General features: G+C 56.4%; 14 protein-coding genes. 5 read left to right on the plus strand and 9 right to left on the minus strand.

The genetic code is table 11. The features are described from left to right. Positions 1-81: 81 nt before the first annotated feature. From AC4IBF_RS10745 to sad, 5 genes are all read right to left on the minus strand, one after another. Positions 82-1521 carry a sensor domain-containing diguanylate cyclase gene (locus tag AC4IBF_RS10745; RefSeq protein WP_367897297.1) on the minus strand — a complete coding sequence of 480 codons (1440 nt, stop codon included), beginning with the start codon at positions 1519-1521 and terminating at the stop codon, positions 82-84. 113 nt (positions 1522-1634) lie between these two features. Then, a complete protein-coding gene (locus AC4IBF_RS10750; protein WP_133294412.1) occupies positions 1635-1991 on the minus strand; it encodes a DUF4186 domain-containing protein in 357 nt (118 codons plus the stop codon). Beyond that, on the minus strand, positions 1991-2893 hold the full coding sequence (glsB, locus tag AC4IBF_RS10755; protein ID WP_461842312.1) for a glutaminase B: 903 nt from the start codon (positions 2891-2893) through the stop codon (positions 1991-1993). Before glsB ends, AC4IBF_RS10750 begins: the two co-directional genes overlap by 1 nt. 86 nt (positions 2894-2979) lie before the next feature. Continuing rightward, positions 2980-4569, minus strand: a complete 1590-nt coding sequence (locus AC4IBF_RS10760) for a methyl-accepting chemotaxis protein (protein WP_491463308.1) — start codon at positions 4567-4569, stop codon at positions 2980-2982. A gap of 111 nt (positions 4570-4680) precedes the next feature. After that, positions 4681-6069 carry a succinate-semialdehyde dehydrogenase gene (sad, locus tag AC4IBF_RS10765; protein WP_491463309.1) on the minus strand — a complete coding sequence of 463 codons (1389 nt, stop codon included), beginning with the start codon at positions 6067-6069 and terminating at the stop codon, positions 4681-4683. A 98-nt stretch (positions 6070-6167) separates the two neighbouring features. On the opposite strand from sad, the gene ptrR reads away from it, so the two are divergent. Next, positions 6168-7046, plus strand: coding sequence for a putrescine utilization regulator PtrR (gene ptrR / locus AC4IBF_RS10770; protein WP_143345111.1), 879 nt, complete (start codon positions 6168-6170; stop codon positions 7044-7046). Here the strand turns inward: ptrR and AC4IBF_RS10775 are convergent. The 3 genes from AC4IBF_RS10775 to AC4IBF_RS10785 form a co-directional block, all read right to left on the minus strand. Next, positions 7000-7482, minus strand: coding sequence for a GNAT family N-acetyltransferase (locus AC4IBF_RS10775; RefSeq protein WP_491463310.1), 483 nt, complete (start codon positions 7480-7482; stop codon positions 7000-7002). The genes ptrR and AC4IBF_RS10775 overlap by 47 nt on opposite strands. Positions 7483-7573: 91 nt before the next feature. After that, on the minus strand, positions 7574-8365 hold the full coding sequence (locus tag AC4IBF_RS10780; protein ID WP_111964605.1) for a PhzF family phenazine biosynthesis protein: 792 nt from the start codon (positions 8363-8365) through the stop codon (positions 7574-7576). A gap of 27 nt (positions 8366-8392) precedes the next feature. Continuing rightward, the gene (locus AC4IBF_RS10785; RefSeq protein WP_133294409.1) at positions 8393-9181 is read right to left on the minus strand and encodes a PhzF family phenazine biosynthesis protein; all 789 of its coding nucleotides are present in this window, start codon (positions 9179-9181) and stop codon (positions 8393-8395) included. Between the two features lie 177 nt (positions 9182-9358). Between AC4IBF_RS10785 and AC4IBF_RS10790 the strand changes: the two genes are divergently transcribed. Beyond that, a complete protein-coding gene (locus tag AC4IBF_RS10790) occupies positions 9359-10555 on the plus strand; it encodes a sugar transporter (RefSeq protein ID WP_491463311.1) in 1197 nt (398 codons plus the stop codon). Positions 10556-10599: 44 nt separating this feature from the next. Here AC4IBF_RS10790 and AC4IBF_RS10795 read toward each other — a convergent pair whose 3' ends face one another. Continuing rightward, positions 10600-11265: a MarC family NAAT transporter gene (locus tag AC4IBF_RS10795; protein WP_023335699.1), complete on the minus strand. Its 666-nt coding sequence runs from the start codon at positions 11263-11265 to the stop codon at positions 10600-10602. A 255-nt stretch (positions 11266-11520) separates the two neighbouring features. Here AC4IBF_RS10795 and marR point away from each other — a divergent pair, with 255 nt between their 5' ends. The 3 genes from marR to marB are packed head-to-tail and all read left to right on the plus strand — an operon-like array spanning position 11521 to position 12609. Further along, positions 11521-11955, plus strand: a complete 435-nt coding sequence (marR, locus tag AC4IBF_RS10800) for a multiple antibiotic resistance transcriptional regulator MarR (RefSeq protein WP_111964608.1) — start codon at positions 11521-11523, stop codon at positions 11953-11955. Between the two features lie 21 nt (positions 11956-11976). Next, positions 11977-12357 carry an MDR efflux pump AcrAB transcriptional activator MarA gene (gene marA, locus AC4IBF_RS10805; RefSeq protein ID WP_008502237.1) on the plus strand — a complete coding sequence of 127 codons (381 nt, stop codon included), beginning with the start codon at positions 11977-11979 and terminating at the stop codon, positions 12355-12357. 33 nt (positions 12358-12390) lie between these two features. Further along, on the plus strand, positions 12391-12609 hold the full coding sequence (gene marB, locus AC4IBF_RS10810) for a multiple antibiotic resistance protein MarB (RefSeq protein WP_111964609.1): 219 nt from the start codon (positions 12391-12393) through the stop codon (positions 12607-12609). Positions 12610-12639: the final 30 nt, after the last annotated feature.

Here is a 12639-nt window from a genome sequence, read left to right on the forward strand (position 1 = left end):
TAAACAGAGACATTGTCAGTGTTCTGACGTCCTGTTAAGCCGCTTACTATTCACGTCAATGCCTTATGACGATTAACGCAGCTATGTTTCACTCCCGGAAGGCGTAGCAATTTGCTCGTCCGCCACCCGGGCGCTGGTACGGTTTCGACCCGCTTTTTTTGAACGATAGAGATGATCGTCCGCCTCGGCCATGAGCTTGTTGAAGACCTCGGTCAACTGCCATGACTCTGCCTTTCCACTTCCGAGGCCAATACTGACCGTCAGATAGAGGGTCTGGTTGCGCCATGTAAAAGGATGGCTGGCCACGGTGGACCGGATACGTTCAGCCAGTTCAAAACCGTGCTGCGCGTCGCCTGAATTAACTACCACCGCGAACTCTTCCCCGCCCATGCGCGCCACCATGCCGTCTTCACCGACAACCTGCTGAACCTGTCGGGCAAACGACGCCAGCACGCGGTCTCCGCACTCGTGGCCGTAGTTATCATTAATGCTTTTGAAATAATCAATATCCAACAGCATGACGGTCAGAAAACGTGTATGCCGGTAGGTTTCTTCCTGCTTTAACGCCTCATAAAGCCCGGAACGCGAATAGACGTGCGTTAAGAAGTCATAATCCGCCCTGAGCGAAACCTGACGGATCAGGGAGTTAATCGCCGCCATGCTGACGGAGACCATCACCGGACAGATCGCCATCGTGGCGATCCCCAGCCGGGCTGAAAACATCATTGGCGTCGTAAACGGCGTCGCCACGGCAATATTAATAATCGAATTGGCGACCAAAATGATTTCAGTGGCGCCCGTGATAAACGTCAGCAGGCAGGTCGCAGGCAGCGAGTAGCGAACCGCACACCAGATAAGTGCAGGCAGAGGAAACGAGAGGCTCCCCGCTCCGCCAATCACCACCGAAGCGACCACCGAGACGATCAGCGCAATCACAGGCAGCAACTGCTCCAGACGTAACCTGAGCTCACGCCCGGGCATGCGTAACGTGAGCATACAAGGCACAACAAGCACGCCGGTTGAGAACTGCTCGCTAAACCAGTCGGCAAACAGCGGCCAGAAGGTGTGACTGTCAATCCCAACCGACCCCACCGCGCCGAGCAAGGCACAAAGCAGCGCGGCAATCAGGCAGTAGTTAAACAGGCGTAATGCGTTAAGCGGATCCGGGGTTTTCTTCATTAGCCGCTTGTCGCGCTGAATCAGCACGGCGACGGCAACGATAAAGATCATGTTAGACAGGTTGATCACCGCTGAAGCGATACCCCAGTTGGTCGTCACCGCGTCGTACAACAGCATCGCGACATAACATACCGCATAGTAGTGCACGCGATTCAGGTAAACATAGCGGGCGAAGATCCCTGCCATGACGCCATTCAGCGGCCAGAACAGAGAGAGTGCCTCAACGAGCCGTAACTCCGCGCCCACAAAATAGAATAAGGTGGTGAGGATAAAGATCGTCGATGCATTTCGCAGCGGCGTGTCAACCTGGAACGGCCTGAAGGCAGTAAGAGCAGAACGCATTAAATATCATTCCATATGAAAGCTTACGGCAATTATTGCGGTCGTCAGCACGATTGGGACTAACATAGGATGCATCTATAACACAAATAACACAGGAGCATAACTCGTCAAATTTAGGCGTTCATTTGCAACACCAGCCAGTGGTGAATGACGCCGACAATATAATTTTGCTGCTGCGCAGTGAGCGTCACACCCTGTGGAATGTTATGCCATTTTGCCAGACAGCCCCGACAACAGGTGGCCGTGGCATGCTGGGCGATAAACACCGGGTGTCCGCGCATGGGCGTCTGCTTGCCGTCGTTTGCAGGGTATGCAGGCGCAAGGCGCTTTTCGACAAAATCCGCGGCATGCTGGTCAATGGTTTCGGGGCCTTTGTCCCAGCAGTACTGTCGTTCCTTAACGCCTAAGCGAAAGCGCGAGCGAAATGTCGATCGCGCCAGGCGGGAAAAAAGAGGATCAAGATCGGACATCAGTATACGGAACGTCCCAGACGCTGGGTCAGTTTTTCCAGAACCGCGACACCGGCAAGCGAATTTCCCGTTTCATCCAGTTCCGGGCTCCAGACTGCAATCGCCATTTCGTGCGGCACAATCGCCACGACTCCGCCGCCAACGCCCGATTTAGCTGGCAATCCAACGCGCCAGGCAAACTCACCGGCGTTTTGATACATCCCGCTGGTGGCCATCAGCGCGTTAACCTGACGAGCCTGCAGAGGTGAAACCACTTCCTGATCGAGATGCGGCGCATGACCCTGATGCGCAAGGAACAGGAACGTCTGAGCCAGCTCAACGCAGCTCATTTTCAGGGCGCAGTAATGGAAGTAGTTTTGCAGGACGGTCGCCACGTCGTTGTGGAAATTACCGAAGGATTTCATCAGCCACGCGATAGCCGCGTTACGGGCGGAGTGTTCAAACTCCGAGCGCGCTACCAGCGCATCATAGGCAATATCGTCAACGCCCGAGAGCTGACGAACAATCTCAAGCATTCGCTGGCGCGGAGCGCTGAGGCGGCTTTGCAGCATATCGCAGACCACCAGCGCCCCGGCATTGATGAAGGGGTTTCGCGGTTTCCCCTGTTCAATTTCGAGCTGAAGCAGCGAGTTAAAAGGCTGGCCGGAAGGATCTTTACCCACGCGCTGCCAAATCTCTTCTTCTTCGTACTGGCGCATCGCTGCAACCAGACTCAGCACTTTCGAAATGGACTGAATGGAAAAACGTTCAGTGGCATCGCCTGCCTGGAATCGCTGTCCGTCGATAGTACAGATAGCGATGCCCAGCTTATTCCCGCTTACCGAGGCAAGGGCCGGAATATAGTCGGCAACCTTCCCCTTTCCAATTAAAGGACGAACCTGCGCCAGAATCTCGTCCAACATCTCATTATGGATGACCGCAGCCACACTTTGCTCCTTGCCCTCAGGCTAAAACGGGCTGCGAGTATAACAGAGGCTTATGTATTACGTCAGGCGCTAAGACGAAAACGCGAAACGGCCTGCAATAAAAGATCGGATTGCTTTTGCAGCCGCTCTGAGGCATCCGAGGCGTCAGAGACCAGCAAATCCGTCTGACGGGAGACCTGATTCAGCGCCTGAAGCTGACGCGTCATCTGGTGAATACTCTCTCCCTGACTGAGCGTGGCGGTGGAGATCTCATTAAGCAAACTACTTAGATTGCCCACCAGCCCGGAGACCTGCTGGAGATTCTCTTCCATCAGAGTGACGGCGCGGGAACCGTCTTCAATGCCCTGCAGCGAGCGGTTGATCAGCTCCTGTATGGTCTGCGTCGAGTGGCTGCTCTTTCTGGCCAAAAGACCGACCTCCCGGGCGACGACGGCAAACCCGCGCCCCTGGTTTCCTGCATGGGCAGCTTCGATGGCGGCATTGAGCGCCAGGATGTTGGTCTGAAACGCCACGCTGTCGATCATCGCCACGATCCCGCGCATCTCTGACGATCGCTCGACGATCGCCTGCATGGACGCGTTTACGGTTAACATCATCTGGTCGCCACCCACGGCGGCCTGGCGCGCCTCATCGGCCCGCGAGCTGGCGAGTCTGGCATACCCGGTATTGCCTTCAACGTGGCTTTCCAGCGCCGCGATATGCGCCGTCACATCCTCAAGCTCTTTCGCCTGACGCGCTGACTGCTGATACAGTTTCTGGTTACCCTCCGCGAGGGAGCCGATGTTTTCCACCATCGTGGCGGTGGCATGGCTGACCTGCGTCACCAGCTGCTGCAGGCCGTGCTGCATCGTGGCAATACTGTCGCTGAGCTGCCCTATCTCCCGGTTGAAGCGCATGACGTTGGGCGGCGTGCCGGAGAGATCCCCTGCTGCCAGCCGGTTGATATGCGCGATGAGTCGACGAAGCGGCGTAATCACCCATCTCGACATGCCGAACCACACGATAACCGCGATGGCGAGCAACAGCACAGGCGCAAACAGGAACAACGTTTGCAGGCCGGATAGCTGCGCCATGAGGCTCTGGCGCCCCTGCATGGCCTGCTTCTCGCTTGCCTGCTGATAGCGCGCATAGTTGTCATTAAAATCAGACTGAAACGCCTGAGCAGGTACGGCAAAAAAAGCGTCGATAGTGTTGGTTTTGACCAGACCTTCAGCCTGCTCTTCGATCGCGCCGTAGAAAAGTTGATAGCTGTTCACCAGCGCGTCGTCTTTCGGCGGATTCAGCGCCAGCCAGGCCTTCCATGCCTGCTGAGAAATCTCCAGCGCCTTTTGCGCATCATCCATCAGGCTATGCCAGCTCCCGTCGGATCCGGTCTCTTTATCCTGCATAAACCAGACGCCGGACCGGTTAAGCAGGTCGCTTGCCGCCAGCAGGGAAACACGGGCCTGATCCAGCTTGCTCTGCTGCTGCCATGCCAGAAGGTTTTGCTGCTCGTTGCGCTGGGCGTCGTTCAGGGAAGCGTTAAGCAGGAATGAGGAGGAGAGCTGCAGCGCGGAGAAAAGGCCAATAATACAAAAGATCCCTGTCAACAGGCCAAAGTGACGGGGAGTGAGACGCTGCGCAATACGGCGAAAAATTTGCGTTAGATTCATAATTAGCTTCATTTACAAGGCGTTAGACGCGATGGAGTCTACGAAATGAAAATGACAGAACCATTGCAGATAAATGACAACGGCCCTCGCGATGAGGGCCGAAATCGAGGATTACACGCGATCCTTCCATACCGTCTGCGCGTTACAGAACTCGTGCAACCCAAAGTGGGAAAGCTCGCGTCCAAAGCCGCTTTTCTTCACGCCACCGAAGGCCACGCGCGCATCGCTGGCGCTATAGCCGTTGATAAACACGCCGCCGCACTCCAGCTCGCGCGAGAATTTATCCGCAAGCTCTGCGTCAGCGGTGAAGACCGTCGCAGACAGGCCAAAGTCGCTGTCGTTGGCAAGCGTCAGGGCGTGATCCGCGTCTTTCGCGACCGTAATGGCCGCGACCGGCCCAAACAGCTCCTGGCGGAACGCCGTCATCGACGGGGTAACGTTCGCCAGCACGGTTGGCGCGTAATAGTTCCCCTCACCGCCGATCTTCTCTCCGCCCAGCAGCAGCGTTGCCCCTTCTGCAAGCGTCGCCTGCACCTGCTGATGCAGTTCATCGCGCAGGTCAAACCGCGCCATCGGGCCCAGGTAGTTCTCTTCTTCTTCCGGCGCGCCCATCTTTAACGCAGCAACTGCATCGACAAAGCGCTGTGTAAAGTTCTTCGCAATACCCTCTTCCACAATAAAGCGTTTGGCCGCCGCGCACACCTGCCCGGTATTCTGATAGCGACCCGCCACCGCCGCCTTCACGGCAAGATCCAGGTCGGCATCGTTGAGGACGATGAACGGGTCTGAGCCACCCAGCTCAAGCACGCATTTTTTCAGCGCGGCCCCCGCCTGAGCACCAATGGCTGCCCCGGCACGCACGCTGCCGGTGACGGTCACCGCCGCAATACGACGATCGTTAATCGCCTGGCTGACGCCGTCATTGGTGGCGTTCACCCAGCCGAACACGCCTTCAGGGAAACCCGCATCCGCAAAGATCTGCGCGATAAGATCCGCAGAGCCGAGCACGTTGGGGGCGTGTTTGAGCAGATAGCTGTTACCGGCCAGCAGAATTGGCACCGCGCCGCGCAGCACCTGCCAGAGCGGGAAGTTCCACGGCATCACCGCGAGAATCGGCCCCAGAGGACGGTATTCAATGACCGCGTTCTGGTTTTCCACCAGCGTAGGCTCCGCACGCAGCATCGCCGGGCCGTGCTCGGCATACCAGTCGCACAGACCCGCGGATTTTGCCACTTCCGCCCGCGCCTGCAGGATAGGTTTGCCCATTTCACGGGAGATCGTCTGCGCCATCTCTTCCGCGCGGTGTCGCAACGCTGCGCCGAGATCGCGCAGCTTTTGCGCCCGGTGGGCAACGCTTTCTCGACGCCACTGGCGATAGCCCGCGTCGGACTGAGAAATTGCGCGGTCAACCTGTTCCGGCGTTGCCCAAGGCCAGGTTGAGAGGGTTTCACCCGTGGCCGGGTTGACAGAGAAGGCATGTGTAGCAGATGAATAAGTCATGTTGTTCTCCACGTGTTTCGTTTGATTAATTGTGGCTCACTCTGCTATTTCTTAAAAATGAATAATACTAACCACCTTATTCACGAAACGAGAACATTATGGATTTAACCCAGCTTGAAATGTTTAACGCCGTCGCACTGACGGGCAGTATCACCCAGGCGGCGCAGAAGGTGCATCGCGTGCCGTCTAACCTGACCACCCGCATTCGCCAGCTGGAAGCCGATCTTGGCGTTGAGCTGTTTATTCGTGAGAACCAGCGTTTGCGTTTATCCCCGGCCGGGCATAACTTCCTGCGCTACAGCAAGCAAATCCTCGCCCTGGTGGATGAAGCGCGCATGGTTGTAGCGGGAGATGAGCCGCAGGGGTTATTTGCCCTCGGCGCGCTGGAAAGTACCGCCGCGGTGCGCATTCCTGAAACGCTGGCGCAGTTTAACCAGCGCTATCCGCGCATCCAGTTTGCCCTTTCTACCGGGCCATCCGGGACGATGATCGATGGCGTACTGGAGGGAACCCTCAGCGCCGCCTTCGTCGACGGGCCGCTGTCGCACCCGGAGCTGGAAGGCATGCCGGTTTATCGGGAGGAGATGATGCTGGTCACGCCTGCCGGGCACGCGGAGGTCGCACGCGCCGCGCAGGTTAGCGGCAGCGACGTTTACGCTTTTCGCGCCAACTGCTCGTACCGTCGACACCTGGAGAGCTGGTTTCATGCTGACCGCGCCGCGCCCGGCCGCATTCATGAGATGGAGTCCTATCACGGCATGCTCGCCTGCGTTATCGCGGGCGCAGGCATCGCGCTGATGCCGCGCTCAATGCTGGAGAGTATGCCCGGGCATCATCAGATTGAAGCCTGGCCGCTGGCGCAAAACTGGCGGTGGCTCACGACCTGGCTGGTGTGGCGACGCGGGGCGATGACCCGCCAGCTGGAGGCCTTTATAGCGCTGCTAAACGAACGTCTTCAACCAGCGCCTTCTCCATAAACAGGCTGAGCGGGTCGTCAACGTACGGGGCAAACGCCGGGCGTAAATCGTATCCGCACTGTTCATAAAGACGCACCGCGGCGCGCTGTTTAATACCGGTCTCCAGCCGTACCGTGTGGCAATGACGGCTCAGGGCCTCATCTTCCAGGGCGGCCAGCAGCGTCTCGCCGAGATGCTGCCCGCGATGGGCCGGATCGATATAGACCCGCTTCATCTCGCCCGTTCCGTCGCCGTTGAGAACAATAGCGCCACAGCCAACGGCCTGAAGCTGCTGGTCGCGAATGATCATCAGGATCAGCGAAGCTTCCGGCAGCGAAGCCAGATCGAGCAGATGATTACTTTCAGCGGGATAGAGTTCGCTCTGATAGAGGTCAAGCGCCGCGATCAGACTGAGGATGTCCGGGTGACGTGCAGATTCAGAGGTAATGGAATACATGGCAGGCTCCTTGCTTTTTTATGAGGCTAAATTTCAACATAGCGCAGGCCTGCCAGGGTGCTTCATAGTATTAACTTATCGCTCCGCCCTGTTAGCGCAAAAAGACACGCCCTTTCAGATACAGGGTGGCCTGACCGCCGATCAGCACGCGGTCGCCCTTCAGCTCGCAGCGCAGATCTCCGCCACGGTGTGACACCTGGCGGGCATTGAGCGACGTTTTGCCCAGCTTTTCGCTCCAGTAAGGGATCAGCATGCTGTGGGCAGATCCGGTGACCGGGTCTTCCGGCACCCCTTCGCCCGGGCAGAAGAAGCGGCTGACGAAGTCATATTCTTCTCCCGGCGCCGTCACGCAGACCATTTTATCCAGCGGAAGCAGCGCCCCAATATCCGGCGTTAACGCTTCCACCTGCTGCTGGCTCTCCAGCACCACCAGGTAATCACGTCCGACGCGCACCTCTTTTGCCTCTGTGATGCCCAGCGCGCTAAACAGCAGCGCAGGTGGGTTCTCGACAACCTCCGTTGACCACGCCGGGAAATTCAGCGTCAGCCAGTCGCCGCTGCGTTTCACCGTCAGCTCGCCCACGAAGCGGGTGGTGAAGGTGATTTCAGTATGCGGATAGTCGAGGTATTCGAAAATAACGTGCGATGCGGCAAGCGTGGCATGGCCGCAGAGGTTAATTTCATCCAGCGTGGTGAACCAGCGCAGCTCAAACCCGCCGTCGGTGCGCACGAAAAAGGCGGTTTCAGACTGGTTATGCTGCTGCGCCATTTTGAGCAGCGTCTCGTCCGGCAGCCACTCTTCCAGAGGACATACCGCTGCCGCGTTGCCGCCAAAGGTTTTGTCGCTGAAGGCATCCACCAGATAAAAATCAATTTCCTGCATTGTCTCTTCCTCTCTTGTTATGGGTATTTAGCGCAGAAAAACTGTGCCTTTCAGATAAAGTGAAGCCTGTCCGCTCATCAGCACGCGCGAGCCTTTCAGCTCACAGCGCACGTCGCCGCCGCGCGCGGAAACCTGACGGGCAAGCATGGCTGTTTTCCCCAACTGTTCACCCCAGTACGGGATCAGCATCGTGTGCGCGGAGCCGGTGACCGGGTCTTCCGGAACGGAAACGCCGGGGGAGAAAAAGCGGCTGACAAAATCGTATTCCCCCTCGCCGCGCGCCGTCACGCTCACCTTATGCTCGCCCGGCGTCATCGCCGAAAAGTGTGGCGCAAGCGCCTCGACCTGCTGGCGATTTTCCAGCACGATCAGCCAGGCGCGCCCCTTACGGGCTTCAACGTAGCGGCTGATACCCAGCGCCGAGAGCATCTCCGGCGGAGGTGTCTCTTGATGGGTTGGACATGCCGGGAAGTCCAGCGTCATCCATTCCCCCTCCCGGGTTACCGTCAAGCGGCCAGAGGCGGTGTCAAAGTGGATCCGCGAGTCGGGGTAATCCAGTTCATTAAACAGAACGTACGCAGCGGCAAGGGTGGCGTGGCCGCAGAGATTGACCTCTGTAAGCGTGGTAAACCAGCGTAGCTCAATGCCCCCTTTAGTGCAGACGAAAAAAGCCGTTTCCGACTGATTATGCTGCTGCGCCATCTTCAGCAAGGTCTCATCGGGCAACCATTCCTTGAGCGGACAAACGGCAGCCGGGTTGCCGCCGAACGTGATATTGCTGAACGCATCGACCAGATAAAAATCAATCTCCTGCATTGTCTTACCGCCTGTTTTTATTGTGTTGTTCTTTTATATTCAATGAAAACAGCGTTCCCGGCTACCGCTTTCACAAGGCAAATTTTGAGATCTGCATCACATAATGGTTGAGTTTTCGCCGTTCAACGTTTTAAGATCGTCTCCTCTTCTTTTCAGCAACGAATCTCCGACATCCCTATGACAACGAACACAGTTTCCCGCAGGGTTGCGTGGCTACGCGTGGTCACGCTGGCCATTGCCGCGTTCATTTTTAACACCACAGAATTTGTGCCGGTTGGGCTGTTGTCTGACATCGCTGAAAGTTTTCAGATGGAAACGGCTCAGGTGGGCATTATGTTGACCATCTACGCCTGGGTAGTGGCGCTGATGTCCTTGCCGTTTATGCTGCTGACCAGCCAGATGGAGCGACGCAGGCTGTTGATCGGCCTGTTTGTCTTGTTTATTGCAAGCCACGTACTGTCGTTTATGGCGTGGAATTTTACGGTGCTGGTCATTAGCCGCATCGGCATTGCCTTTGCCCATGCGGTGTTCTGGTCGATCACCGCCTCGCTGGCTATTCGACTCGCACCGGCGGGTAAACGCGCCCAGGCGCTGAGCCTGATTGCCACCGGTACCGCACTGGCGATGGTGCTGGGTCTGCCGATTGGCCGCATCGTGGGGCAATACTTCGGCTGGCGTACCACCTTCTTCGCTATCGGCATGGGCGCGCTGGTGACGCTGGTGTGTCTGATTAAACTTCTGCCCGCGCTGCCGAGCGAACATTCCGGCTCGCTGAAAAGCCTGCCGCTGCTGATGCGTCGCCCTGCGCTGCTGAGCATCTACCTGCTGACCGCCATCATCGTGACGGCACACTACACGGCGTACAGCTACATTGAACCGTTTGTGCAGGTGGTGGCGGGCTTTAGCGCCAACTTTGCCACCGTATTACTGCTGATCCTCGGCGGCGCGGGCATTATTGGCAGCGTGCTGTTCGGCAAGCTGGGTAACCGGCACGCCTCGACGCTGGTGAGCTGCGCTATTGGTCTGCTGCTGGCCTGCCTGCTGTTGCTGCTACCTGCCGCGGGCAGCGAAAGCCATCTGGCAATCCTCAGCCTGTTCTGGGGCGTGGCAATCATGATTATTGGCCTCGGCATGCAGGTGAAGGTCCTGGCCCTGGCACCGGATGCAACGGATGTCGCCATGTCGCTGTTCTCGGGGATTTTCAATCTCGGCATTGGCGCGGGTGCGCTGGTGGGAAATCAGGTCATACTGCACGTGTCGATGTCGGCGATTGGCTATCTGGGTGCCATTCCGGCACTGGTGGCGCTGATCTTGTCAGTGCTCATCTTCCGTAAGTGGCCGGTGGCGCTGGAGGAACAGGGGCAGCACGGGTAAGGTTTATTTATGCCGGGCAGCGCTGCGCCTACCCGGCAATCACATCAATGATAGGTCTTAATAATCTCCAGCACGCCGTTAATAATAAACTGCACGCCCATACAGACCAGTAAGAAGCCCATCAGACGAGAAATCGCCTCGATACCGCCCTTGCCCACCCAGCGCATAATGGCGCCGGAGCTGCGCAGCGACGCCCACACGATAACCCCGATAATCGCAAAAATCAGCGGCGGTGCCACCGTCAGGACCCAGTCCGGGAAGGTTGCGCTGTCGCGCACCGTCGACGCGGAGCTGATGATCATCGCGATGGTACCCGGCCCCGCCGTACTGGGCATGGCAATCGGCACAAAGGCGATATTCGCACTCGGTTCGGTTTCCAGCTCTTCCGATTTGCTGGTCGCTTCCGGCGACTCATGCGCTTTTTGCGCCGGGAACAACATGCGGAAACCAATGAAGGCCACAATCAGCCCACCGGCGATACGCAGGCCAGGGATGGAAATCCCGAAGGTATTCATCACCACCTGTCCGGCGTAATAAGCCACCATCATGATGGCAAACACATACACCGAGGCCATCATCGACTGATGGTTGCGCTCGGCGCTGTTCATGTTCCCTGCCAGCCCGAGGAACAGCGCTACCGTCGTTAACGGGTTAGCCAACGGCAGCAAGACCACCAGCCCAAGGCTGATTGCTTTTATTAAATCCAACATAGTGCGTTGTCGTCCTTATCCATATTTAACACAGCAATTATAGGGGGAAAGTGTGACATTCAGCCATGGGCGCAACGTAACGATTATTTTCCTTCTGAAAAGATAACAGGAAGTTATCTCTATGATTTGAAACACCTTAAAAAAAGTTCATGAAACGTTTTAGCAATTCGTGGCATCGGCTGGTTCATTCAGTTGACTTATACTTGCCTGAGCAATAATATCTGCCGTGACTAACTACTTGCCAGGGCAACCATTGTGAAAAGCACCAGTGATATCTTTAACGACGTTGTTCCGCTGGGTCGTCTTATTCATATGGTCAATCAGAAAAAAGATCGCCTGCTCAATGACTACCTGTCACCGCTGGATATCACCGCAACACAGTTCAAAGTGCTGTGTTCCATTCGCTGCGAAGTGTGTATCACTCCGGTTGAGCTCAAAAAGGTGCTCTCTGTCGATCTGGGTGCGTTAACCCGCATGCTCGATCGTCTCGTCTGCAAAGGATGGATAGAACGAAGCCCTAACCCGAATGACAAACGCGGCGTACTGGTGAAGCTAACCAGCGATGGCGCGGCCATGTGCGAGAAATGTCATCAATTAGTAGGACAAACACTGCATCAGGAACTAACAAAAAACTTAACGGCAGATGAAGTGGCAACCCTTGAGCTTCTGCTGAAGAAAATCCTGCCGTAAACAGAAAAAAGAGGTATGACGATGTCCAGACGCAATACTGACGCTATCACCATTCATAGCATTTTGGACTGGATCGAGGATAACCTGGAATCGCCGCTCTCCCTTGAAAAAGTGTCAGAGCGTTCGGGTTACTCCAAATGGCACCTGCAACGGATGTTCAAAAAAGAGACCGGCCATTCATTAGGTCAATATATTCGCAGCCGCAAGCTGACGGAAATTGCCCAGAAACTGAAAGAAAGCAACGAGCCGATCCTTTATCTGGCGGAGCGTTACGGCTTTGAATCGCAGCAAACCCTGACGCGTACTTTCAAAAACTATTTTGACGTGCCGCCTCATAAGTACCGAATCACCAGCGTGCCGGGCGAATCCCGATACCTGTATCCGTTAAAACACTGTAGTTAATTATCGCCTGTAACAGACGTAACCGAGGAAATCATGAAAGCTATCGCCTCCGCCGCCCTCGCCTTGCTGGTGCTGTTCTCCAGCCAGACCTTCGCGGAGCAAACCCCTCGTGCAACGCAGCAAAATAATCCTGATTCGATGATTTTGCCGTCAGCACATGACCAGTCGCCTTATGATTTCAACCACATGGGTGCTGGTAGCGACAAATCCGACGAATTAGGCGTGCCTTACTATAATCAGCACGGCCTCTGATTCGTTTTTGCCCCGCAGACGCGGGGCTTT

Source organism: Enterobacter sp. Taxon_8 (genome assembly GCF_058354585.1).